Annotated in this window: 17 protein-coding genes, 1 tRNA gene, 1 pseudogene and 1 riboswitch; of the genes and pseudogenes, 12 read left to right on the top strand and 7 right to left on the bottom strand. The window is 41.8% G+C overall.

From position 1 onward, the window contains the following. Positions 1-1,295 (bottom strand): phosphomethylpyrimidine synthase ThiC (gene thiC, locus JWG45_RS14085; RefSeq protein ID WP_205280330.1); only part of this gene is annotated, 1,295 nt, incomplete at its 3' end. A gap of 128 nt (positions 1,296-1,423) precedes the next feature. After that, positions 1,424-1,520: riboswitch (TPP riboswitch) on the bottom strand. Positions 1,521-2,514: 994 nt separating this feature from the next. Between thiC and JWG45_RS14090 the strand changes: the two genes are divergently transcribed. Together JWG45_RS14090 and JWG45_RS14095 are read left to right on the top strand one after the other, a co-directional pair. After that, complete coding sequence (locus tag JWG45_RS14090; protein ID WP_205280331.1) at positions 2,515-3,471, top strand: porin OmpL1; 957 nt, start codon at positions 2,515-2,517, stop codon at positions 3,469-3,471. A gap of 157 nt (positions 3,472-3,628) precedes the next feature. Further along, positions 3,629-4,600, top strand: a complete 972-nt coding sequence (locus JWG45_RS14095) for a porin OmpL1 (RefSeq protein ID WP_205280332.1) — start codon at positions 3,629-3,631, stop codon at positions 4,598-4,600. 573 nt (positions 4,601-5,173) lie between these two features. Here the strand turns inward: JWG45_RS14095 and JWG45_RS14100 are convergent. After that, a pseudogene (locus tag JWG45_RS14100) lies at positions 5,174-6,537 on the bottom strand (acyl-CoA dehydrogenase family protein). A 952-nt stretch (positions 6,538-7,489) separates the two neighbouring features. Further along, positions 7,490-8,155 (bottom strand): protein-L-isoaspartate O-methyltransferase family protein, encoded by a 666-nt coding sequence (locus JWG45_RS14105; RefSeq protein WP_205280333.1) that lies wholly within the window; start codon positions 8,153-8,155, stop codon positions 7,490-7,492. A 93-nt stretch (positions 8,156-8,248) separates the two neighbouring features. Between JWG45_RS14105 and JWG45_RS14110 the strand changes: the two genes are divergently transcribed. Continuing rightward, positions 8,249-8,321 (top strand) — tRNA-Phe (locus JWG45_RS14110). Between the two features lie 16 nt (positions 8,322-8,337). On the opposite strand, the gene JWG45_RS14115 is transcribed toward JWG45_RS14110, so the two are convergent. Then, positions 8,338-8,580 (bottom strand): hypothetical protein, encoded by a 243-nt coding sequence (locus JWG45_RS14115; RefSeq protein ID WP_205280334.1) that lies wholly within the window; start codon positions 8,578-8,580, stop codon positions 8,338-8,340. A gap of 299 nt (positions 8,581-8,879) precedes the next feature. On the opposite strand from JWG45_RS14115, the gene JWG45_RS14120 reads away from it, so the two are divergent. Both JWG45_RS14120 and JWG45_RS14125 read left to right on the top strand, forming a co-directional pair. Beyond that, entirely contained in the window at positions 8,880-9,311 is a 432-nt protein-coding gene (locus tag JWG45_RS14120) for an AAA family ATPase (RefSeq protein WP_205280335.1), read from the top strand. A 1,009-nt stretch (positions 9,312-10,320) separates the two neighbouring features. After that, the gene (locus tag JWG45_RS14125; protein WP_205280336.1) at positions 10,321-11,505 is read left to right on the top strand and encodes a DUF1577 domain-containing protein; all 1,185 of its coding nucleotides are present in this window, start codon (positions 10,321-10,323) and stop codon (positions 11,503-11,505) included. Between the two features lie 406 nt (positions 11,506-11,911). On the opposite strand, the gene JWG45_RS14130 is transcribed toward JWG45_RS14125, so the two are convergent. The 3 genes from JWG45_RS14130 to JWG45_RS14140 all read right to left on the bottom strand — a co-directional run bounded on the left by JWG45_RS14130 (position 11,912) and on the right by JWG45_RS14140 (position 14,671). Next, complete coding sequence (locus tag JWG45_RS14130; protein ID WP_205280397.1) at positions 11,912-13,003, bottom strand: helix-turn-helix transcriptional regulator; 1,092 nt, start codon at positions 13,001-13,003, stop codon at positions 11,912-11,914. 418 nt (positions 13,004-13,421) lie between these two features. After that, positions 13,422-13,859 carry a hypothetical protein gene (locus JWG45_RS14135; RefSeq protein WP_205280337.1) on the bottom strand — a complete coding sequence of 146 codons (438 nt, stop codon included), beginning with the start codon at positions 13,857-13,859 and terminating at the stop codon, positions 13,422-13,424. Positions 13,860-14,209: 350 nt separating this feature from the next. Next, on the bottom strand, positions 14,210-14,671 hold the full coding sequence (locus tag JWG45_RS14140; protein WP_205280338.1) for a globin family protein: 462 nt from the start codon (positions 14,669-14,671) through the stop codon (positions 14,210-14,212). Positions 14,672-15,002: 331 nt separating this feature from the next. On the opposite strand from JWG45_RS14140, the gene JWG45_RS14145 reads away from it, so the two are divergent. The 7 genes from JWG45_RS14145 to JWG45_RS14175 all read left to right on the top strand — a co-directional run bounded on the left by JWG45_RS14145 (position 15,003) and on the right by JWG45_RS14175 (position 22,552). Beyond that, on the top strand, positions 15,003-15,407 hold the full coding sequence (locus JWG45_RS14145; RefSeq protein WP_205280339.1) for an STAS domain-containing protein: 405 nt from the start codon (positions 15,003-15,005) through the stop codon (positions 15,405-15,407). 214 nt (positions 15,408-15,621) lie between these two features. Then, positions 15,622-17,304 carry an EAL domain-containing protein gene (locus JWG45_RS14150; protein WP_205280340.1) on the top strand — a complete coding sequence of 561 codons (1,683 nt, stop codon included), beginning with the start codon at positions 15,622-15,624 and terminating at the stop codon, positions 17,302-17,304. Between the two features lies 1 nt (position 17,305). Continuing rightward, a complete protein-coding gene (locus JWG45_RS14155) occupies positions 17,306-17,758 on the top strand; it encodes a hemerythrin domain-containing protein (RefSeq protein ID WP_205280341.1) in 453 nt (150 codons plus the stop codon). A 407-nt stretch (positions 17,759-18,165) separates the two neighbouring features. After that, on the top strand, positions 18,166-20,031 hold the full coding sequence (locus JWG45_RS14160; protein ID WP_205280342.1) for an NHL repeat-containing protein: 1,866 nt from the start codon (positions 18,166-18,168) through the stop codon (positions 20,029-20,031). A 456-nt stretch (positions 20,032-20,487) separates the two neighbouring features. Further along, a complete protein-coding gene (gene coaE, locus JWG45_RS14165; RefSeq protein WP_205280343.1) occupies positions 20,488-21,111 on the top strand; it encodes a dephospho-CoA kinase in 624 nt (207 codons plus the stop codon). Beyond that, complete coding sequence (locus JWG45_RS14170) at positions 21,108-21,851, top strand: SPOR domain-containing protein (protein ID WP_205280344.1); 744 nt, start codon at positions 21,108-21,110, stop codon at positions 21,849-21,851. The genes coaE and JWG45_RS14170 overlap by 4 nt, the downstream gene beginning before the upstream one ends. Positions 21,852-21,904: 53 nt before the next feature. Further along, positions 21,905-22,552, top strand: coding sequence for an FFLEELY motif protein (locus JWG45_RS14175; RefSeq protein ID WP_205280345.1), 648 nt, complete (start codon positions 21,905-21,907; stop codon positions 22,550-22,552). Positions 22,553-22,921: the final 369 nt, after the last annotated feature.

Consider the following 22,921-nt stretch of genomic DNA (forward strand, 5'->3'; position numbering starts at 1 on the left):
CGTGCCTTGCTAAGAAGGTTGTCTCTTTCGATGGCGCCTGGATGTCCCTTTGCTAAGTCCGCTGCGTGAGCCGCGATCTTATAAGCGATCACTCCCTGCTTTACGTCTTCTTTGTCAGGTAGACCGAGGTGTTCCTTGGGAGTCACATAACAGAGCATAGCCGTTCCAAACCAACCGATCATCGCGGCTCCGATCGCGGAAGTGATATGATCGTAACCGGGAGCGATGTCTGTGACAAGAGGGCCTAACGTGTAAAACGGGGCTTCTTGACAGAGTTTCATCTGAAGATCCACATTCTCCTTTATGAGATGCATAGGAACGTGCCCCGGACCTTCGATCATCACTTGGATGTCTTCCTTCCAAGCGCGTTTTGTCAATTCACCGAGGGTTTCCAATTCTCCAAACTGAGCCTTATCGTTTGCGTCCGCGATGGAGCCTGGACGAAGTCCGTCTCCGAGTGAAAAAGAAACTCCGTATTTTTTCATCACTCCGAGGATCTCGTCAAAATGAGTGTAGAGAAAATTCTCCTTATGATGTGCGAGACACCACTTCGCGAGAATCGATCCTCCTCTCGAAACGATTCCTGTCACGCGGTTCGCGGTCCAGGGAATATAACGCAGAAGAACTCCCGCGTGAATCGTAAAGTAGTCCACTCCCTGTTCCGCCTGTTCTTCGAGGGTTTCTAAGAAAACTTGAATATTCAAATTCTCTGCTTTACCTTTTACTTTTTCCAGAGCCTGATAGATTGGGACGGTTCCGATCGGAACCGGAGAATTCCGGATGATCCATTCCCTCGTTTCATGAATGTTTTTTCCGGTAGAAAGATCCATCACCGTGTCCGCGCCCCATTTCACCGACCAATGGAGTTTTTCGACCTCTTCTTCGATCGAAGAACCCAAGGCCGAGTTTCCGATGTTCGCGTTGATCTTGACCAAAAAATTCTTCCCGATGATCATCGGTTCAAGTTCGGGATGATTCCGATTGGATGGAAGAATGGCGCGACCGGATGCAATCTCGGAGCGAACAAATTCTTCGGACATTTTTTCTCGAATGGCCACATAACGCATTTCTTCCGTGATGATCCCTTTGCGGGCGTAATACATCTGAGAATGATTTTCGTCTCCGCGGTCCAGACGTTTTTGGACCCATTCCTTTCGAAGTTTGGGAATCCCATTCTTATAATCCGAAGGAAGTTTTCCGGAAAGAGCGCCTTCCGTGTGATAACATTGATACTGAGTCCCGTCGGTAAGCTGAATCGATTTCAGAGGGACTTGAAATTCTTGAGTGGGTTCCATACATTCTCCTGACCGTCGGTTTGGAGAGGAACAAAAAAAGGGGCCGCCAAAAAACAAGAAGCTATCAAAAGAATCCAACTTTGCTTTCGCAAAACACGCGTTAGGGCACGTTCTTACGAGAGAAGAATCTTTTGTATGATCCGTTTTCCTACGCAGGCTTTATCCTGATCAGGTTCCGGGGACTCTCTCAGAGGCAAACATTTTGCCCCACCCCCAACGGTTTCCAGTTTAGAATCGCGGAAGAGAACAAGATGACAAGAATAAAACGGCAAGTCTCATTTCGCATTTTGGAGTTTTCTAAAAGGAATTCTCAGATTTGATCTCGGAAATAATTGAGGTCGCGGGGAAACGGTTTCCCAATTCCATCCCAAAAGAACCGGATTCTCAAACAGACGGAGGGCTTTTTCCCAAAACTTTCCAAAAATCACGGACCATACTCGGAAAACCCAAAATCCAAAACGGGGAGTTCCCACAGACGGCTTCTCTGAAAAGCGCCTTTGAATACGTTCCCAGAAACGGATCCCGGATTCCATTTTGATTGGAGTTCCTACATCTGAGCTTTCGGGAAAGTAAAAGGAAGAAAGACTTTCCGAAGCGCTCCATTCATCTTAAAAATCTAATCTCGCTTCGACAATACGGAGTTCAGAATTCCGAACAAACGCGCGAGAGGAATCGTGCCTAACGTTCGAAGTCTTAAAAAATGACGTGGTCCTGCCTAACCCGCGACAATTTAAGAATCGAATTTGGAATTCCAAGATCTTATACAAAAGAACAAACAACCTTCCTTAAGCAACAGTTTCGGATTGGAATGTTCGTTCTAGTCGGAAGTCTTTCTGAAAGGATCCGTAAAAAAGAAATCGATCCTGATCCGAGATTCTTCTTTCTATATCAGGATTTCCTAAAACTTTTCGTCGAATGTGCCCGATTTTGGAAAGGGCTTTCTCTTTCTGGACGAGAAGAAGGATCTTTTTTTCAAAATCAATTCTTGCTCTTCGGAATTTTTCTCCTTCCAAAAATCGCTCATAACATTTGTTATAAAAAAATGAAAATTTTTTTTATCCTTTTGAGAATTTTGGGAACTTTTCAACCTTTTGCCGAAATCCTGTTTGACACTAATCTACGAACTTCTAAAGTTTCACCCTGTGTCCGGGATTCAGGAAATACATATAACCTCCGGAAACACATCAAATCAAATTGAATCGTGAGTAAGGAGTTATCAATGGTTCGTAACATGAGTAAGGTGTTGCTTGTCCTCGCCCTATTTTCTTCGGCAGCAAGCTTAAGTGCAAAATCATACGGCATTGTAGGATTTGGATTACAATTAGACCTGGGGCAATTGGGTGGAACAATCACTAAGGATGGTCTTGATGCGGCCACTTATTATGGTCCTGTTAGATCTTCCAATACTTGTACGGTAGGAACGGACGCAGGTTGCGTTCAAGATCCTTCCAAAGCTGCAGGAGCTGGTAATTATATCGGTGTTGCACCAAGACGCGCAATCCCCGCTGAAAACAGACTGATCACATTGGAAAGAACTTCCGGTGGACTTATCAACGCTGGAACCACAAAGGGAGCGATGGTCGGTGGTAACTTGATGGTTGGATACGAGTCCGACTTTGCAAAGTATTTCTTCTGGAGAGTTGCAGCTGAATACACTCAAAAGATTTCCGGTGGTGTGACTAAGGCTGATATTGCTGGTTATAGCATCGTAGACATCACTTGGGGATTTAGCGCGATCGTAATTCCTGCCACTGTGGGTATCAAACTCAACGTAACGGAAGACACCGCGGTTTACATGGGTGCTGGTTTGAACTACTTTAACGGTGGATGGTCTTTGAACGGAACCAACAACGTAAAAGGCGGTTATGATATTCTTACCGCAGCAGGCGCTACTTCAATCGCAAACTTATTGAGCGATGGAACGGATCCGGTAACAACTCGCGAGCACACTCGTTTTAGAGCTTCCGGAATCGCACCTAACTTCTTGATCGGAACTCAAGCAAGAGTAACCGACAAAGGTCACGTATTTATCGAACTCGAAACGATCATGTCTGCGGCATATTCTGTCGGTAAAACTCAGTCTGTGGGTGGAGCTTCCAACCTTTCCCCATATCCTGCATACCCAATCGTTGTGGGTGGACAGATTTACAGATTCGGATACAAACACGAACTCTAAGATCGAATTTAAAGATCTTTTTGGAAAAAGGCTCTCCTCGTGAGGGCCTTTTTTTTAATATCCTTCGATCAAAAAAAACTCCTTTAGAACCTTGACAGGAGTTCCTTCCCGATTAGCCTCCTAATTTTTAGAAGCCTAAAAGTTTTCAAATTTATCAATGATTCTACGCGGGGCCTTCATTCTCTCTTTTACGTTCTTTCGAAGATTTACTCCATTCTTCTTAATCCTTGTTTTTCAAACAAACCTCCACGCTAAATCTTATTTTGTTACCGGCTTAGGCCTTCAATTCGATCTTGGAAATATGGGTGAGGTCATCACAAAAGACGGAATTAACTCGGGCCAATACTTTCCGGTACAATCCTCAAATCCTTGCGAACCGGGCATGGTCGGTTGTAACCCGAACGGAAGAATCGGCGGCCTGCAACTGCGAAGACTCGTAGTCCCGGAGAATCGATTGATCACAATCGAAAGAACGACCGGAGGCGTTTTCCAAGCCGAGAGCGCGCAGGGGGCAATGGTCGGAGGAAATCTGATGGTCGGTTTTGAGAAAGATTTCAGTAAATATTTTTTCTGGAGAATTTCAGGAAACTACACTGAGAAGATCGCGGGGGGAATCACAAAGGCGAGTTTTTTAGGTTATCGTTTTATTGACGCGAACTGGAATTTTCAATCCGTGATGATTCCGGCGACGATCGGAATCAAAATTCACGTCTCGGAAGACTCGAGCGTTTATATGGGTTTGGGTTTGAATTATTATTCGGGAGGTTGGGGGCTGAGGGGTAGAAACGATTCTAAAACCGTTTCCGACACTCTGGATATTCTTTCCGTAAGCGTTCCCCAATTAGCCTTGGTAAGAGACCTCCTGAGGGACGGACCTGATCCGACTGCGGTTCGAGAAAACATTCAATTTCGAATCTCCGGATTCTCTCCTCATTGGCTGTTAGGAACCCAGGCAAGAATCACCGAGAGAGGTCTTCTCTTTTTAGAGGTGGAAACGGTCTTCGCTTCCGAATACGATTCCACAACGAGCCAATCCTTGGGAACGATCCTCAACCTTTCTCCAACTCCGGCCTTTCCGATTCTATTGGGTGGCCAGGTTTTTCGCGCCGGTTACAAACACGAGCTCTAAATCAATCTCTGATTCGTAGGGAAAGAATTGGGTTCAAGCCCATCGAGAATGATCTCTGGAAGATCTTCTTCAGCTTTCTAAAAATCGGTTCCTTCCAAAAAAAAAGGAACAAGGACTTCAAAAAAGTGTTTCTATGTTCCAGGATTTACTTCGAGAGAAATTCTCATTCCGTTCGGACTCACCAATCAATGTAGATTTCCCTTAGATTGCAAGTTTAATCCTGTCGGAACTACGACGGCTCCTCCGTAAAAATCGCGCGCCCCACCCTGATTTTGGGTGGCGGGGTGGGTGGTGGAAAAAATTCCGGAGGACTTTCCTCTATCACAAAATTCTAATTTTGCAAGTAAAAATTCTCGTGTAGGAACTCTAACAAAATTCTTCTCTTAAAGGACGATTCTCAATCTTTCCCAACCCCGGCTTTCCAATTAATTACGCGCCTGTTACAAACACGCGCTTTGCTTGGGAGTTCCTACTTTGAGAAAACAAAAGGTCCGTCATTCTTCCGAAAAACGAACTCTTCCGTATTTCTTCTTTATACAAAGCGGACTTGAAAAAACCGTTCTCCGACAAGAATCAAGGAGCCATCTCGTAGGCGTCTTTGTAAGAATAAACTTTCGCACAAACTCTTAAAAACAGTTCTTCGTCTTCCACGGGTTTGTGAATCATTTCAAGACATTTCGCCATCTGTTCCGCCGTGCTGCTCCTCTTGGAATAAAGCTGAAGGGCATATTTCGAAAAATCTCGGATCAGAAAATCAAAAATCTGACTCAACAGATCGTCTTCCACTTTTTCGATCTTCGCATTTTCGATCAGAAGTTGTCCATAAGCGACTAACGTAAATAATTCTCCTACGATCAACATAAAGTCGAGATCCTTGGATTGTTTTCCATCGGGAGGAGTTTTTTCTAAGAATTCTTTAAGAGTCGCAATTTGTTTTCTAAAAATTTTCACGTTCGGAAGATCTACGCTGGAATACACGGCGTTGTAATCGTGAAAGGAAATTTTCTCAAAACCTTTCGTGGTCGCGCCCTGATTAAAAAGAAAATCGTCGTTTTTGAAATCGTTCACTTTCGGAATCACAGGAGAGGAAAGTCGGTCACATAACGATTGAATAATTTTCTCTTCGAAGCGTGATTGATCGCTTCGTAAAAAGAGTGAGTACAAATTCCGATCGAAGCCCAGCCTAAATTGTATTTACAGATTGCAATCGTGCTCAGGGAAGCATCCCACGCGTCTCTGTCTTTGGAAAGAATCTCGTTCTCCGAGATTGGATAGTCGTGAAGAGCGTATTCTCCCACGTAACTCTGAGAGTTAACGACGTTCTGGATGAGTTCATAATTCTTATGTTGAGAATTGACCGCGAAAAAAACGTAGTTCCCCGTCTCTTTCATCTTTCCAAATGTGGAAACGATTGCCGCCTTGTTCGAGTTACCAATGTAGTATTTGTCTCCGTTTGCGACGTAAGATCCTTCCCCTTTTTTTTCGAGAATCATATCGCTCGAAATCAGATCCGCACCGTGTTCCTTTTCGGAAAGACCGAACGCGAAGATTTCCCCTTCTTGTAAAAGTTTCGCTGTCTTGTGTTTGATCTCTTCGTTCTTACTGATCCAAATCGGACCGAGGCCTAACATCGTAACCTGCCAAGTATACCAATAACAAAGACCATAAAAGCCGGTGATCTCATTGAAGTCGCAGATTCGAGTTGTATCCCAACGTGAGTCGGAATCACCATAACCGGCTGGGGTCATCAGAGTTGCGAAAGCCTTTACTTCTTTTTGAAACTCGAGAAAATCCCCGTACCATGTTTGATGACGATCGTCTTCCTTTAACTTGTTCTTTCCTTTTTTTTCAAAGAACTCGATGGTCCGTTTCATGATGTTTCTGGATTTTTCATCCAGGTGCGCGAATTCAGTTTTTTTAGGGTTTAGCAATTCCATATTCTAATCTCTTTTTGAATTTATTTTACTTTGTTTGAATATCAAGGGCCATTTCCGACTTTATCCCTTTTTCAAAAGGAATGAAAAGAATCGAAGTCAAATTGAATCGAATTCTTCGAGTTCGAAAAAAAACGGGAGTTTGAAAAACCTATCCTAGTAAAAAGAAATCTACGAACAAGTTTTATTTAAAGAATGGAAGTCGATTTTCAAAAACTTACGATCGATTCTTTTATGCCGAATCCTGTTTGTTATTGAAAAAGAAAAAATATCCTGAGTTTTCGAACCCGCAAGTAATTCTGATTCAAGGGGCTTTTGCACAATCCTTTCCAGATTTGTAGAATGGAATTAAAAGTCGTTTATTTGGAATCTCCTCTCTCATAAGAATTCGAAATTCTTTTAAAAAAACAAAGTCACGACAAAATATATTACAAAAACTTAATACATAGATTCAGATAATGCTGAGATAAAAAACCGAGAAGGGAAACAATTTCAACGTTTGAAAGAATTCTCCGATTCCATTTGAGAATTCTAAATCGAAAGAATCGATTGAAGAATGTCATTTTGGGAGAAAAAAGGCAATTCCGAAAGAAAACAAAAAAACGGTTTTGTCTTTTCTTCTCCTTGGATTCTTCCAAAAAAAGAGATTTCCTTACCCAAACGTTGTCTGGATCTTCAGATAATTTGTCGGATCTACGACGCCCTTCCGTAAAAGTCGCGCGCCCCGCCCAAATTTCGGGTGGTGGGGAGCGGTGGCGGGGAAAAATTCCGGCAATTTTCCTTTATCACAAAATTCTAATTTTGCAAGCACAAATCCCCGTGTAGGAACTCCTAAAAAAACCTCTTCTTCTCGAGAAGATTCTCGTTACAGTTCCTCTCAATTCATGGGAAAGGTCATGCAAGAAGAACTGAATTCTTGAAGTCGAATTCTGAAAAAAGAGTCTTAGGATTCTTTTCACAAAAAAGGAACAAAACGAACACCTCCCAGACTGCGAAAGGACCAATCGTCTAACGTTCTTTTGGCGATCATCAGAACCTGTTCTTCTTTTCCGGTCGGAAAAACGAAAATTCCACCCGGAACCAAGGAACGAAAGTAAGGGCTTTCCCGATCCGGCAACTCCGCAAGAGAAGCGCAGGAAATCATCTTTTCAAAAAACAAATCGGGTTTTAAGAATTCGGGTCCGCTTCCGTTCATAAAACGATGTTTCTTTGTAGACCCCGGCTTCCATCTTTCCAAATTTCGAATCGCCGTTTTGTGAAGAGGTTCAAAAAATTCTACGGAGTAAAGGATTCCCCCGAGAAAATCCAAAACCGCACTCTGATAACCGGAACCGGTTCCGATTTCAAAAACGCGATCTCCCTTTTCGATTTCGAGTAACGTGGACATCCAAGCTACCATAAACGGTTGAGAGATCGTCTGTTTGCATCCGATGGGAAGCGGTTTGTCTTCGTAGGCTTGGGAAGAATACAAGGAAGGAATAAAACATTCTCTCGGAATCGAAAGCATCGCAGAGAGAACGTTTCGATCTCGGATTCCTCTCGAAACGATCTGAGTTTTCACCATCCTTTCGCGTTCGAGACGTCTCAGGCGAGGATCGCAGATTTCGGAAGCGGAGGACATTTATATTTCTCCGAAAGGCTCCGAGGCGAAGAAGCTGATTCCGATCTTTTTCGTTGACAGTGAAGTCCGTTTTTCTATGCTGTCCATGAGTTCGGCCTTGTAGCTCAGTCGGTAGAGCAGAGGACTGAAAATCCTTGTGTCGGGAGTTCGATTCTCTCCGAGGCCAGAACTCAACTTCTCCTTTACTTCGCCGCCTTCCTTTCTTCTCCCAATTTCCAGAGTTCCGTAAATACGAGTTCGTCGATCACCTTACAAAGTTCGGGTTTGTATAATTTTTTGACCGGGGGCTTCGGATAGATATGAATTTCGTCCGTGTTCGGAATATAAGTCATCATCTTCAGAATCTGATCTTCTCCCTCCACTTCATACATAGTATAAGACATTCCCTTCGCGGGAATGATCTGTTCGGTTTCTAAATATTTCATTCTACTCTGGTCCTTTTGTTCCAAGGGCTCGTCTTTTGAGCGTGAGGATTGTTTTCAATAAGTCTTTCTTCTAGGCTAATCAGATCGAACGTATTTGTAAAGTAAAAGAAGAATGGAAAGCCCGGCTTTGCCTTCTTTTAGAGAGAATCTTCGAGAAGATCCGACTTTTGCGCGAATTTGGAGAATCTTCTTTCTCTTTTTTTTAAATAAAAGATCAGAATCGTTTTGAAAGAATCCTTTGAATTTTATCCGTCCGAAAAATCCTTCAAAAAGTAGGAACTCCCTTTTTACAAAGAAATATGGATTTAGAATTTTCACTCATCCTCATAAGGGGGCTTCCGGGCTCCGGAAAAAGCGTCCTTGCAAAACTCTTATCCGAAAACGGGAAGTATCCGGTTTTTTCCGTCGATGATTACTTTACAAATCCGGAAACGAAAGAATACAAATTTCAGTTCTCGGAAAATTATCTCGCCTATAAAAGTTGCGAAGAGAGAACCAGGAAGGCGATGGAAGTAAAAACAACGAGGATTTTTTTGGACAATACGTTTACACTTTCTTGGGAAATGGAGCCCTACTTTCAAATGGCTTCCGAATTGAATTATACCGTTTTTGTTCTTACGGTGGAAAATTATCACAAGGGCAAAAACATCCATTCCATCGAAGAAGAACAACTCCGAAAGATGGCTTCCAAATACAAGGTCCGTCTCCTTTCTTCCGATTTGATGGAATAAACGTTTTTCTTTTTAGAGAACACAAGGATCGATTTTCAAAACTCTTCCTTCATAAGAAAAGATCGATTCAAAGTTGATTCCTATAAAAAGAATTTTTATCTAAAAATAATTCCCTACGGATTTGAAGTCGGTTTGCGAGAGAATTTCAGTAGAGTTGACAAAGAGGCTTGTCCGAACATTCTCAAAGTAGGAACTCCAATCAAAATTCGACAACGATATGCTGCGACCGAGTTCTTAAACCTTTTCAAAGGAAGAAATCTGTGGGAACTCCACGGATTTGATTACGAGCCTACTTTAGCTTGGCTTGTCCGAACATTCTCAAAGTGGGAACTCCAATCAAAATTCGACAGCGATATACTGAATTACAGAATATTATAATCGCTTACAATTTCCGGTTTGAGGACAAGCCCTCAATCCCACGGACCGAAGCGGAGGCGAGGAAATTCCTTTTTCGAATCCCAAGAATTCCAACTTTAAATTCAAAGCAAAATTTTCCGGGCAGAGAAATCCGATTTATGTTCCATTCTACAGGAAGAATTCCTTAGGCAATCATCCGGAGCTTCCGAGAAAATCTAAAAACGTGGGAACTCCTCCGTTTCCAATCGAAAAGACCTCGATCTCACGAAAAACCAAGGACAGCAAAAAAGGAACAATCCTTGTAGGAACTCCTGCAAATTTCCTCTCCGATCTTGAGAAAGCCGCGACTGTCCATTCTCGTCCAATCGTGCCACGAAAATATTCACAGATTCTAAATTTCCCAACTGAAATTTACATCCTCGGCTTCTTAATTCGGGACGAAACTGTTCAGAAACTTGCCTCTTCCATTGCAGCCAAGGCCCCGTGTGAAAGCGATTCTTCTTTCTTCGAATCCATCGGTAAAATGATAATTTTCAGAGTGTCAAAATATCAGATCTATAATTCAGAAACTTGTTCAGGAAATTTTATATTTACTAATCCATCCCTTCATTCAGTGTTAAGCTGCTATATTTCGAAAGAGAGTAAGAGTAAAATGTTGGAATCAAGGAACGGAATCAAATCGAAAAATAGAGAATTGGATGTGCTCCATTCTCCGGACCAGAGAAAGCATATTATTGAAAAACATTTATTGAACCAGTCCTTAATTATAAAAGGCGATGAAGAAGGTTCCAGCCTCACGATCAAACAATTTATTCCCGAAGGAGAAAGATTAATCGTAGAATTGCAAGGAGAAACCGACCTAACTTCTAAAAACGAGCTGGTCCTTTATAGAATTCTTGCGAAGTATGTGCAACTGGAGTGCTTTTTTCAGCAGAGTATCAACGAAAGAACTGCGGAACTTTCCGTCAGTCAAATATCCATAGCAAAATCCAATCGAGCGTTTCCAAGATATCCGGTCGCCGAAGATACAGCACATATCACCAACATCAATTCTTCCAAGACGGTGATCGACGCCTCCCTTTTTAACATTCCCACTTTGGTCAAGGTAAGCTTCGAGGATTATAAAACTAAACTAAAACCTTTCGATTTCGGAATCGTCGAGATTGACGTCTTCAAAGCGGATCTGGATGAAAAATTCGATCTGGTAAAAAGAACAAAAAAATACATTCATATCGAAAACACTTCGGAAGAATCCTCTTACAATTCCAAGAATGAAAATCAAATCGATATAGAAGATCAAATTCACCAAGAGATTCCGACTCTGATCCGCAAATACAAAGATGAGAAGATTCTTTCCGAAATCATCTATCCGATCATTTATATCAATCACTCCAGACAATCCATCCCTCTCGGTTATATCTGGATTCGAAATAAGGACAAATTTCTCACAAAGGAAACCGTTCATCAAGTATCGGAACTTGCGAAAGAAATGGTCGCAAGAATCAAAGAATCGAACACTGTCATGACCACGGAAAAATTTCCGATCCTCGACATTTCCAATAACGGAGTTTGTGTGAAAATCACCAATTCTCATCTGATTCAGACACTTCCCAAACATACCGGTTTTGTCTTCGATATCTATATCCGTATGCAGGGATACTTTAAGGTTTTCGGTGCCGTGCGATGGATCTCTTACGATTCTTCCGGAAATCTGATCTTAGGTTTGGAATTGGTCGCAAAATCGGCGCTTCCTGGAGAAAGAGAAAAGTTTCACAAAAACGTGGAGTTGTTGGGGCAAGGAAAATTTACGGGAATGAAAACCAGCAACGCGGTCTGATTTTTTCCGATTCTCAAATACATTCTATTTTCTGAATATATTTCAGGATTGTGGAATATAAAAATTAGAATTCCTGCAAATACCCGGGCTGAAGAATTCGATCGCAGACTTAATTCTTCACCGGCAATCCTCCCCAAAAAAATACTACCTCGGAAAACACTCAGTAAATCTTTCGGCTGGACTCGAAAATCCTAAAATTCAGCCCACTTCCCGGAGCCTTTTTTTAACTCGCCATCTCTTCCGAGTTCCGAGTCCACAAATTCCTAACCGTGTAAAACGCGATAGAGAGAAAAGCGTTGTTCCGCTGTTCTTTCCAAAACAACTCTCACGGTCAAAATTCCGAAGCCGAATCTAAACCTATTTTTCGATACGTTCCGCTTCCGTTTTGAATGATCCGAAGCTTCCTTCAATTCAGAGTGAAAGAATGTTTGTTAAAGAGTTGAGCTTCTCTGAATTTTTTTGGGGACATTCCCGTTTCCCGCAAAAAGGCCCTATGAAATACCGAGTTTGAATTAAAACCTACGGCGTTCCCGACTGAAATCACGGATCGACTTGGATCGTTGATTAAAATCGACTTCGCTTCCTCGACTCGAAATTGATTGATATAGTTGTTGAAGTTGATTCCTTTATGATCGTTTAGATATGACGAAAGCTGATGAACGGAAACTCCCAACTCTTCCGCTACGTTCGGGAGTCGAATATCCTCGTCCAAATAGATTCGTTCTTCACGAATGAGATAACTCAACTGTTTCTCAAGCGCGTCTATGTCGATGTCACCTAATAAAGATTTCTTGGAAGCATTCTTTTGAATCTCCGTTGCTGCCTGATCCCCTAAAAAATCCTGATAGTAAACGCTGACAAAATAGAAATATACGATTTCAAGCGTGGTGAACGCACCGGAAAGCATTACGAGCGTCTTATTTTCTAAAACTATTCCCATAATTTCGATAGAGGCACACAAAGAAACCGACGCTATCAATCCACCCAAAACTTTCGACCTTAGATTGCGGAAATCGAAAACCCGAGTCGTGAACATACGATAGACGGCGGCTCCTACATAGACTAACACGAATAAATCGGTAAGATATAAGAACATTCCAAATTCGAATCGACTTTGTTGATCGTATAAACTTGCTACGGGAATTGATAATACAATCGGCGGAACAAAGTTCCAATAATACCGTGAGGGAAGTTTAGAATACTTCGAGAAAACCATGATCGAGATCAAATACACGAATATCCCGGCAGTGGATAACGCGATCAAATCGATCTGAAATAAGAAACGTTTCATCCAATTGTATGAAACTGCGTTAATCGTTGTTTCGTCTATGTATTGAAAAATAGCGGTAAGAACAAGAAGCGCCGATAAAAAATAATCGATCTGGCGTCTCGCTCTTAATAATCGACCGAGCCCGATGATCAAAGCAAAAAATGCCCCGAATCTCGATATATTTATCAGTAATTCATCTCGTAATAGCCAATCTAACGTGTTTACCATAATTTCAACTTCCAAAATCGAATTTCTTCTTTTTTATAATTCCGGTCCTTTTCTTTAAAAGTGTATTCGTTTATCAAAATCATGCTTATCGAATAATCGAATCTTTTAAAATCTAAGTACCACTCCTATTGACCAACAAAATATCACGGCTTATTTTTCACTTAAAAGAATGCAGCTACAACTCTCTTGGACTGAACGACGTTTTTTTAAGAATAAACGTCAAACGAAGATCCACGGAAGTTAGAATAACTTATTTCCAGAATGATTTCAGTCCTTTGGATATCCATAATCCCCCCTCTATCTACGTTAGCTCTTTTTGGCACGTCGTTTCGCGGTAAAAAAAATAATTTTGACAGGACTTCTCATTTATAGTACGTAAGAGATTTCATTGTCGATATCCCGGTCATATTGTCAGCGGTTATAGAATTTTTTCGGTAACGACGAATGAGTGATTCAAAATTGGAAACAAATGTTCGATTTCACTTTGTAACCTTTGATGGAGTCGGTTCATCAGCTCATTTGAATCGTTCACAAACGACGTTGGCCTTTGCAAAATCAATGACGGCAGAGACCACATTGTGATGTATTGACGAAACTGATTTTTCAATTCGTTTCTTACAGGTTTTGTGCAAAATTCAAATTCTTCCCTCAATAGTTTTTCCTTCGGCAAAAATTCCAACAAAATCAAACTGGACTCCGTCATCAAGTGTTCGTTCAGTTTTGCATTCATTGTGGCAAGAATGTCTAAGACCTCGCTGACTTGACTCGAAACCGAATCAGTTCTTAAAATTCGAATCAATTCGATTACCAATCTTTTTAGAACTTCGTTTTGTCTTACATATATTTGAGTTTGCATATTTGTTTCTTTCACCTCTCGATTTTTTTGTATTTGGACCAGACTCCTTTTTGTGATTAGGGTTTATTTTCCCTTTTTTATTTTTATTATCCGTAACGATTTTTCGTTGTGTCGATTGGCATCATTCATCAACGATTTTAAAATGTTAAAACTACAACTTTTTACATCCGCAACTCGAAGAGAATTCAGCTCGGATCCGTGGAAATTTTATCATTCATTAAATATTCTAATATTCTTAAGTTTTTTAAAAACGATCCGAAGCTGCATCCTTGACGGAACGCTCTACACAAAGGCGTATCGACGAGTAAGAGTAGTTTTAATTTCCCCTTCATTCTTTTTTGTGATCCTTTTTAAAAGGAAATGCCGTCAGACGATGGTTGTTTTGAAATCGAATTCGATAACGGCTTACGAACTTCCTCGACCGTCGTTTTCGTTAAAATTGGATGAATAGCAGTCAGCTCGCTTCTTAATTTTGAATTAAACTGGGCTCCTGAGCCTTGTTGTAGAGCAGCGAGTAAAACGATCGCATCGATATCGTAATCTTTCCGCTGAAACTCACGTTCTTCTACCGGGCGCCTTACTCTATCTTGCATAAAAGGAACGAAACTGATAAAATCAGCGAGGCCGGAAACCCAAACCTTCACCGTTAAAAGAAACTTTCTTTCAAGATCGACAATGGAACCCGGGAACATCAACTTATAACCCGGGTTTAATTCGAAGAGTTTCCCGTAAGAGAGAAAACTGACATCACACTGGTTCGCGGAACTCTTCTCAGAGTTAGATCTTGCCAGTTCTATATCCTTTTTTCCCAATAGCATCGAACACTCCGGATTTTTTTCGGATTCTATCAAAGGGAAGTAGAGTTAACAAGCGTATTTTGTCTTTCCTGCGGAGAACAGACTTTCATCTTAAATCAATTCTTACAGTAAAACAGAGGTAATATTGATTTATAATTTAATACCATATTCGTTTTATTTTTCACAAGCCAGAATCAAATTACTTTCGCTTGTCCCTATTTCCGAAATTCAGACGACTCTTACGGTTTCGGCCGAAAGCTTATCAATTAAAAATTTCTTTCCATTTTTTATTGAATTTAAATATCAGCATTTGAACCTTAGTAAAGATGTGTTCGGAGAAACAGTAATGGACGCCAAAGCAGACTCTATCAGTTATAAAACCAACGATATGAAACTAACGATTGAACAAATATCTTCCGGAGGAACCCTCCCAGGACCGGCTGTTATCTTTCAAATCCAGGGCGATATCAATATCTTCTCCGCTAAAAAGTTGAAAGACGCTTTTAACGAATCCATCGAAAACGAAGTTTACATTCTTCTTATAGACTTATCCGGAGTCAGAGTTATGGACTCTTCCGGGATTGCGACGTTTATCGCGACCCACTCCAGGCTTAATAAGATGCCGAACGCCGGTATCATTCTATATTCCCTTACTCCTGAAATCGAAAAGATGCTGGAGCTCACCCGGTTAAAATCCTTGCTTCGTACCGCCTCTAGCTTTGCGGATGCGGTTCGGCTTTTCAGTCCTTGATCTAAACCTTTACCCTCACCTTAACTGCAGCAACCGGATAGCCTCTCTATGTCTTCCGGGTTCTTAAAATTTCAACGCGACATAGCTTTTGAATCGATGTTACAGAGATAACGTAATCGATTTGTTTTTATAAAACTAAATTGAAAGTCTTATAAGTTCATTTTCTATTTATAAACTAAATTGTTAGACTACTCGAGTATAGGCTGGTAGCAAAGTGACTAACAATACACAGGTTTCACCCCTCATTTTGAGAAGAGCAATTAAGTTCTGCTCGGACAATTCTAGAGAGGGCATAGCTCTCTACTCAAAGAATTGGGAGTTGTTGTATACAAACACCACTTTCGAAGAGTTTCTAAAATCGCCGAATTTTCAGAGCATTCAGAAATCGTTCTTATCCTATTTAAAGACGGCAAAAGAGATTCAATTTGAAAAAGAGATGGGGCTTTCCAGCCTTCTCCTTGAATCCGGATTAATCGACGTTGCTTACTTCAACGACATGACTCTGATGTTGAACTTCATCATTCACGATTTGGAGGATATCAACGCGATTCGTTTTCTAACGGTAAGACAAAATCTTTCGACAGACACTAAGGAATCCTTTTATCAGGATTGTTTTACGGGACTTCCCAATAAGAACTATTTTCTTTCTATCTATAGTAATAATCGAATCTACAATCATAAGGAGAATCGGCCTTATTTTCTTTTTTTAATCTCCCTCTCCAATCCGGATTCCATCCTCAACAAAGAAGATAACTTTTATTACGAATCTATCGCGTTGAAGATCGCGGAACGTCTTAAGAAATATATTTCTAAGGGAGATCAAATCTTTCGTCTAGGGTCCGAACGTTTTCTGATCGCGAGTTCGAATATCGAATCCGAATTGGAAGCCGAATGGTTCGCCGAATGTATCGTTCTCCTGTTTTCTTTTCCGTTCACTTATCGCGAAAGGGAATTCCATCTAAACGCAAACGTAGGTTATTCTCAATTCGATCAACTTGTGAACTCGGATCTGAATTCTTTGAGAATTCTGGAGGAAGCCGTTCAACAATCCGCCTTGATTGGACCGAATTCCTTCTATCACTATGACAGAAATACGATCGAACAGAATGCAACGCGCGCGAAGATTGAGATCGATTTAAGGAAAGTATTAAACAGAAATGAACTCGAGTTGGCCTACCAACCGATCATGGATCTTCGTCAGGATTCGATTCTTTCTATGGAAGTTTTATTACGCTGGAATCATCCTGAAAAGGGAAAACTTATGCCCGCGAGTTTTATTTCCATCGCGGAGAGTTCCAGTTTTATCAAAACGATCGGCGAATGGTTGATCTGGGATACCCTGAAATCGTATAACACGTCCATCTTGAGAGAAAATCGGATCCGCATTTCGCTTAACATTTCTGCGAAACAACTTAACGACAAACAGATCTTCAACGTTTTAAAAGAGGCTACCGACTTTTACGGAATTTCTCCGGATTCCATCATTTTGGAGATTATCGAAGATTCCTTTGACAGCAATCTATTAAAGGTCAATAAAGTGATATCCCTTCTTAAAGACTTTGGTTATCGATTTGCGATAGACGATTTCGGAAAGGGATATTCCTCGTTGGGAAGACTTCAGACGCTTCCCGTGGATTATATCAAACTGGATAAGGTATTTCTTTTTAATTACTTTAAATCCTCCAGCAAGACTATCATCTCCTCTCTGATCAATCTTATCCAAGCTATGGACAAAGCGATCATCGTGGAAGGTGTCGAAAATCCGAATCAACACGAACTTTTGAAAGAACTCAATTGCAACTACGCGCAAGGTTATTACTATTCCTATCCGCTGGAAGCCTCGAAGGTGGAAGAATTCGTAAAGACCAAACTGAATCAAAATATCAGCAGGAATTAAAATGGAACTCATCGGAAAACTTAAAAGACAACATCAAATCGTAAACGAATACACCCGCCAAATCGAATCCGAAATCGATAAAGCAAATCCGAACATCGGTCATCTGGTCGAACTGCTTTCTGTTTTTTCGGCTTCGTTGCTCTTTCATCTAAATGTAGAAGATATGGACCTCTATCTCAGAATGGAACATTACAGACATAACTCTCCCACTCTAGTTTCCCTTTTTGAACAATATCGGAAAACTATGTTCGGTTTAAAGGATACCTTACTGGATTATGCCAGCAAATACTCTGATCCTCTTACGATTGAAATGAACTTTAGTAATTTTAAAGAGGAGACGATCGAAATCCTCAATGATTCGAGAAAAAGAATCGATCGGGAAGAATCGGAATTCTATCCTTTGATAGAGGAGATTCTCCGAAAAATTTCCCTTGAACAAGAGATAACGAAATGACCCTCAAAACAAACCCATCTTCCAAAGGATACGGTTTGATAAGCTCCAAATCGAACGAGAAAAACAAAATTTCTTTTAGTATTGTTTGTATACTTCCGTTCGGATATTTTACATAGATTTAATACCCACATCTTACCGGATTCGTTTTTTCTTTTTTCTTACTTCTCAATCGAAGATCGTTCCGATCTGTTACTTTTTATAATTTCTGATGACTCTATATAATTCATTCTTAATCCCGGGTTTAGGCAATCCAAGAATATGATTCATTTATAATGTATTAAAAAATTATTTTTTAAATTACTTGAAACGGAATCTTCAACAGGGAATGTTCGCCCAATAAATCGGATCGAAAAATTTCATTGGATTCAATCCTTCTTCATGAAAAAATGAAACGGAAAAAATCTCTCTTGAAACCGAGCGACCGTCGGAGGGAAAGCCTGAGAACCATTACGGAGAAGTCGAATTTTATCCGAGAATTCTTTATTCTTGGAAATATATTTTTTAGAAAAGTTTCATTCAAATTTTTTCATGTGGCCGTGACTGCGGCGGCGTTTCTTACGTTTCATTGTCTCCCGGAAAGGAATTCCAATCTTTCCTTAAAGGGAATTCTCAACATTCCAGGATTTATCACTTCGAACGGAGCGGATTTTACTCCGGAATCGATTGGCGGCAACGTAGTCGGTCTAATGGGAACAGATTTGATCCTAACGAATAACGGAACGGATTCTCTCGTTATCTCGACAAACGGAACTTTTGTCTTTCAAGGAAAGGTTTCGGATTCTTCTTCTTACAACGTTACGGTAACACAAAATCCGATCGCACCCGCCCAGATATGCTCCGTAAACAACGGATCCGGAACCGTTTTCTCTCATCCGATCACAGATATTCAAGTGACCTGTTCCTTGACGGGTTTCAACGTGTTAGGTACGGTTTCCGGGCTGACAGGAAGCGGGCTTACGTTACTGAACAACGGCACGGACGCGACAGTCGTTTCGTCTAACGGGACGTTTACGATGGCGACTCCGATTGCGGATTCTTCAACGTATTCTATTTCGATTTCGAGTCAACCGACAGGACAAACCTGTTATATCGCGCAAACGTCCGGAACGATCGTTTCGGCCGACGCCAATACGACGCTCATCCATTGTGTTAACGGAGTTACTTTGGGGAATTTGGTAAACGGAAACATTCTTGTGAACAACCTTCCGTTGGGGCCCTATGTGGAGAATCCTGCGACCGGAGGCTGGGATTGGTTTATGGGAGACCCGGGTGATTCAGATCCGGATACCATGCAGGACGGTTTCGGCTTTGGTTCCGGTTCCACTCCTCTAGGACATCTCTCGAACATGTATCATATCACAACGGACGGAATCAACCTCTACGTCGTGGATTTTAATCTGGCGACCCCAACTCTTGGAACCGTTCGGAAAATTCATATCGCGTCTCGAACCCTTTCCACCCTTCCGATCACAATCGATAAACCGAGGGGAATTACGACCGACGGGGTCCATCTGTATCTCACGAGCCAAAATCACTTCATCGTAAAATACAATCTGATCACCAATTCTTATTCTACAATCGCAGGCCTTGCGGGAACTTTCGGTTCTACGGACGACGTCGGAACTGCGGCCAGATTCAACGCGCCGAGAGGAATCGCAACGGACGGAACTTATCTCTTTATTGCGGATACGGGAAACAATAAGATTCGAAAGATGAAAATCTCCGACAATGCCGTGACGACCATCGCAGGAACTGGAACGGCCGGATCTTTGGACGGGATCGGAACCACCGCAAAATTCAATCAGCCGACCCATCTCATCTACGATTCGAATACCCTCTTCGTTGCAGATACGAATTCCAACAATATTAAGAAAATCGATCTTACAGTGAACCCCGTGTCGGTCACGACGATCGCGGGAGATCCTACAGGCGCCTCAGGGAATCTTGTCGATACGACGGGAACCTCGGCGCTCCTCACAAGACCGTTCTCGATCGCGTTGGACAATAACAATCTCTACGTTTCGGACGGAACTACGTTGATCAAGAAGATTGCAAGGTCCGCGCCTTATGCCGTCTCGAATCTGATCGGTTGTTCGCCGATTCCAGCGACTGCCGGAGCACATCGGTCCGGAGGACCGGACGGAGGAACGATCGGAACTTGCCAAGCTGGAGAAGGAAGTTTTTACAATCCCAAGGGAATGGTCTCAAACGGAAGAAGTCTCTTTGTCGTGGAAATGCATCCCTATATGCGTTTTATTCGAAAGATCGATTGATCGGAAAAGGACCCTGAGTTTCTTCTAAGGAAGCTCAGGAGATTGAAAAGGAGGAGTTCCTACTTTGAAAGGAATTTTTCTAGAATCCTTTTTGCGGTAAGAATCGCAAGCTCCAGTCCGTTTTTCACAAGCAAGATTCGTGGTGCCTCCAAGTGTGAGTTCCTACTTTTTTAATCACTCGAACCTGATAGAAATCAGGGCTCTCATTTTTAAAACCTCCAAAACGAGGAGTTCCTACTTTTTTTAAGCCCGGCCCTGGCTTTCCTCGCAGGCCCCGTTGAAAACCGAATTCAAAAAAAACGGAACTGATGCAAGGTCAAGCCTCGGATTCTTGTTCCGACAAACAAATCCCATTCTAAAAAGAGTTGTCAGCGGACTTTGGGGTCCGCCCTCCGTCGAATCTCGGAAATTTCTTTTTTGCTTGTACTTTTTGAGGCCAGGGATCAACATCAACGCATGCAGAGTTCGAGTTCTGGAAAAAAGGCCTTCTTGGTCGGAATTACCGGAATGATCGGAGGTGGAAAGAGTACCGCGACAAAAATTTTGTCGGATTTGGGGGCCTTCACGGTCCAAGCCGATCCACTCGCCAAACGTTATACCGCGCCCGATTCTCCCATACTTGAGGAACTCGTTGAACTCTTGGGGACGGAGATTCTCGACGGCGAAGGAAAACCGGACCGAAAGAAAATCGCTGAACTCGTCTTCCACGATCCGAAAAAATTGGAAGGCCTCAACAAACTGATTCATCCGAGGGTAAGACGAGATTTTCTGAAGATCTTGGAGACGGAAGCTTCGGGAAAACTTGTGATCTGGGAAGTTCCACTTCTCTTTGAAACGGACGCATACACACTTTGCGACGCGACGGTCGCCGTGGATTCGGACCCGGATGAATCGATCTTGAGAACGATATCGAGAGACGGGACGACAAAAGAGGAGGTTTTGGCGAGAATTGCGAACCAACTTCCTCTTTCGGAAAAGCTAAAAAGAGCCGATTATACAATTAAGAACAGAGGGAATTTGGAAATGCTGAGAGAAGAATGTAAGAATCTCTACACCACTCTGTTAGGAAGAATGTTATGAAAGAAAAAATATTTTATGTAATCAATCTGGATAATAAGAGAATTCTAATACTCTCTTTATTCTTACTCGGACTTTTGTTCTCGTTTTTTTTCTTAGGAGTTTCCGTTGGGAAAAAACGCGGGGGCAATTCGGGAGAAGAATCCTTAACGTTAAACGACGTCAAAAATCAGGAAATACAAAGCGGAATTCCGTTTTCCGAGCCGGGGCAAATTCCGACGGAAGGAAATAACTCGGTCGTTGCGAATGAAATTCCGCCTGCGACTACAAATTCTCCATCGAATTCTAAAAATCAAGATTCCGTTACGTTTAAGAATATTTCACCCGCAACGGAAGTTGTCGAGTTTAAGAAATCCGGAACCTCTCCTTCCACATCCTTAGAAAAAGAAAACAAATCGACTCCGGAGACTGTATCCGTGAAAGAACCGGAAGGTTCCAGAGAATCGAAAAAAGTTAAGAAGAATGAGGAAAAAAAATCGAAAAGAATTTTTAAATCCTCTTCCGAAGAAGAATCGAACGGTTTTACTCTTCAAGTTGCGGCATTTAAAGAAAAAGAAAAAGCCGATGAACTAAAAAAATCAATCTCCGGAAAGGATAAAAATTCGAAAGCAACCGTCAAAAGATCCAGAAACGGATATTATACGGTACGATTTGGCTCCGCATCGTCTAAAAAAGAAGCAGAAGGCCTTTCAAAAATGCTGCCCGCAAAATTGAGATCCGGAGCCATCATAGTCAGGGATTGATTTTTATATTGACCTTCTCCCTATAGCCTACGAAATCAGTTTCTAAGTTTCGAATGGATCCAAAGGTGTTAGAGCTAACGCGCAAAGCAGTTGTACGCGCGACAATAGAGAGGCTTCGCACAACGTATTCCGATCTTCTGATCATAAAAGGATACGATGGGATTCCGGATTTTTTCGAATACAATCTCTATTCTCCCTCCAATAAGGAAGAAAGAGACAACGCTTTAGAAAGCCTCTATGAAAAGTTGAAAACGGTCGCGGGTAAATCCATGACCGACAATATTCATCAAATCATTCTCCTAAATCGTCTAACGGACTCTCTCGATTACGACACCGCTAAAGTGGTGATCGAAAATAATCTGATGGAAGACGGTGTAATTTCGAGAGACAATCTCTACGCCGCTATGGGAGAAGCAGATCGTTTTGAAGAAAGAAAACAACAGATCCAGATGGTCGGCAATACTCTTCGTTTTTTCTTTTCTCTTTCCAAACTTCCAATGATCAAACTCGTGATGGCTCCGATCAAAGTTGCCGCGTCTATGGTCGGGGCGACCTCCTTAGTGGAAACGATGGAAGCCGGTTATGATTTATCGAGTAAGATTAAGGATCTCAACCCTTTTATCGAAGCATTCGTGGATAGAGAAACCAAACTCATCGGAAAGTTAGAAATTGGAAGTCCAGTTAGCGAACTCCACGCGTAATCGAAATCAGTTTTTTTCAAAAAGCCTATTGCGGGTCCGGCTCGCACCCGTCTCAAAACTCGGCAAATCTACTTTTTAAAATTTCTTTCAACAGAAGTTAGCCCGTGCTCGTAACCCAAAGCGGGACTTTAAGTTCGTTTTAAGTTTCTTTCTGAGCGACCTCTTGCTCTAACAACGACACGTCTCTTCATTGTATAACTTGCTGACGGATTGTTAGGAACTGTAACGAGAATCGTCACGAGAAGTGGATTTTTTTAGGAGTTCCTACACGGGAATTGTTACTTGCAAAATTAGAAATTTGTGATAGAGGAAAGTTTCCCGAGTTTTTCCACCACCCGCCCCTCCACCCAAGATCAGGGTGGGGCCGCG

Origin of the sequence: Leptospira ainlahdjerensis, from assembly GCF_016919175.1 — a bacterium.
Classification (GTDB): domain Bacteria; phylum Spirochaetota; class Leptospiria; order Leptospirales; family Leptospiraceae; genus Leptospira; species Leptospira ainlahdjerensis.

Coding starts and splice junctions, on each gene's coding strand:
- JWG45_RS14120 (WP_205280335.1), top strand. CDS start 8,880: ATGGATTTAGAATTTTCACTCATCCTCATAAGGGGGCTTCCGGGCTCC.
- JWG45_RS14115 (WP_205280334.1), bottom strand. CDS start 8,580: ATGAAATATTTAGAAACCGAACAGATCATTCCCGCGAAGGGAATGTCT.
- JWG45_RS14170 (WP_205280344.1), top strand. CDS start 21,108: ATGAAAGAAAAAATATTTTATGTAATCAATCTGGATAATAAGAGAATT.
- JWG45_RS14105 (WP_205280333.1), bottom strand. CDS start 8,155: ATGTCCTCCGCTTCCGAAATCTGCGATCCTCGCCTGAGACGTCTCGAA.
- JWG45_RS14145 (WP_205280339.1), top strand. CDS start 15,003: ATGGACGCCAAAGCAGACTCTATCAGTTATAAAACCAACGATATGAAA.
- JWG45_RS14155 (WP_205280341.1), top strand. CDS start 17,306: ATGGAACTCATCGGAAAACTTAAAAGACAACATCAAATCGTAAACGAA.
- JWG45_RS14175 (WP_205280345.1), top strand. CDS start 21,905: ATGGATCCAAAGGTGTTAGAGCTAACGCGCAAAGCAGTTGTACGCGCG.
- JWG45_RS14125 (WP_205280336.1), top strand. CDS start 10,321: ATGTTGGAATCAAGGAACGGAATCAAATCGAAAAATAGAGAATTGGAT.
- JWG45_RS14095 (WP_205280332.1), top strand. CDS start 3,629: ATGATTCTACGCGGGGCCTTCATTCTCTCTTTTACGTTCTTTCGAAGA.
- coaE (WP_205280343.1), top strand. CDS start 20,488: ATGCAGAGTTCGAGTTCTGGAAAAAAGGCCTTCTTGGTCGGAATTACC.
- JWG45_RS14135 (WP_205280337.1), bottom strand. CDS start 13,859: ATGCAAACTCAAATATATGTAAGACAAAACGAAGTTCTAAAAAGATTG.
- JWG45_RS14090 (WP_205280331.1), top strand. CDS start 2,515: ATGGTTCGTAACATGAGTAAGGTGTTGCTTGTCCTCGCCCTATTTTCT.
- JWG45_RS14130 (WP_205280397.1), bottom strand. CDS start 13,003: ATGGTAAACACGTTAGATTGGCTATTACGAGATGAATTACTGATAAAT.